Source organism: Nostoc sp. UCD121, assembly GCF_014222285.1.
In the GTDB taxonomy this organism is placed as follows: Bacteria; Cyanobacteriota; Cyanobacteriia; order Cyanobacteriales; family Nostocaceae; genus Nostoc.
This window is the reverse complement of sequence record NZ_JACKZS010000454.1, coordinates 1-1,484: the sequence shown is the minus strand read 5'-3', so window position 1 is coordinate 1,484 and position 1,484 is coordinate 1. Positions and strand designations below refer to the sequence as shown.

The window sequence follows — 1,484 nt, the reverse complement described above, 5'->3', positions numbered from 1 at the left end:
CCAACTGCGCCACAGTGGTTAAGACAAATACCAGGAGTAGAAACCCTGCGTCAAATATGGGTACAGCAATTTTATGCCCCAGAGCCAGATGTCCAAGTAAAATGGCGTACTGTGAAAGATATGCCACCATCTACAATTGCGATTCATTCGCCCCATGATGTCGAAGCTCACTACAGTAGCAAACGCAGCATCGATTGGGTTGGTTATAAAGTACACATGACCGAGATTTGCGACGAAGATAGCCCCCGTTTCATCACCAACGTCCACACAACCCTATCCACTATTACCGATGAGCAAGCAGTGGAACCAATCCACTCAAGACTTGAAGAAAAAGATTTTCTACCAGATGAGCATCTACTGGATGCTGGGTATCCCACTGCGGAAAATTTAGTAAATAGCAAGACTCAGTATAATATTGAAATTATTGGCCCAGTGCGGTCAGATCCCAGTTGGCAAACCAAGGCTCAACAAGGATTTGATAGCTCTAACTTTCAAATAGACTGGGATAACGAGAAAGTTACCTGTCCCCAAGGACACCAAAATACTAAATGGTTACTAGGGCTAGACGTTAGTGGGAAACCTGTTATTCGTGTGAGGTTTAATGGCGTAATATGCAGAAATTGTCCGGTTCGTTCATCTTGCACTAAGTCAAAAACCGAACCACGGGAGTTGACTCTTCTTCCACAGGTGCAACATATAGCACTCCAAACTCGACGACAAACTCAAAAAACACCTGAATGGAAAGCTACTTACAACCAACGCGCAGGCATTGAATCAACACATTCACTTATGTTTACGGCGCTCGGCACTACGTCAATCTCGCTACATCGGTTTAAAGAAAACTCACTTGATGCAGGTTTTCATTGCTTGTGCGCTTAATTTAGTACGGTTGGATGCTTGGCTAAATGGTATACCTCTTGCTAAAACTCGCTCATCTCGTTTCAAACAATTGCAACCTCAAGGTGATTAAAGAATAAGTCAAAGTAACTCTACCATGTAATACACGGTTGACAACTACTAAAAAGATTTTTAAAATTACCGTGTAATACATGGTAAGCATATCCTATGAAAAAGATGAAAAGGGATATTCAAGGGAAGTTTGCGATTAAAAGCTCGGATTACCGCGAGGTGCGTTCTTTACGACTAACAGATGATACCTGGAAGGCGTTAGGTATCGCCTCTGAATGCTTGGGATTAACTAGGGCTGACTATCTAGAGGAAATAGTTAGAAGTAACGTCAACCCATGTATTACACGGAGAAATTCAAAGATTTCTACTTCTGATTCACAGGATTTTTTTGAACCATTGCCGAGTATTACACGGTACGACCAGGAAATGGAGAGGCCCATTGCCCAAGTACAGAATCTTCAAAAAGAAAATTTAGAGCTTAAGGAACGGTCAGCCATTAACTTTGTGCATGACGTTGTAGATTTTGAGGCGATACGCGATCGCATTTTATTTGAATTGAAGTTGGGACGGCAAGC

At 42.3% G+C, this 1,484-nt stretch carries 2 protein-coding genes; both read left to right on the top strand.

The genetic code is table 11. The features are described from left to right. On the top strand, positions 1 to 879 hold an 879-nt coding region (locus GNF10_RS36805; RefSeq protein ID WP_185607485.1), incomplete at its 5' end, for a transposase. Positions 880 to 1,065: 186 nt separating this feature from the next. Beyond that, the coding region (locus tag GNF10_RS36800; RefSeq protein ID WP_185607486.1) for a hypothetical protein at positions 1,066 to 1,484 on the top strand (419 nt) is incomplete at its 3' end.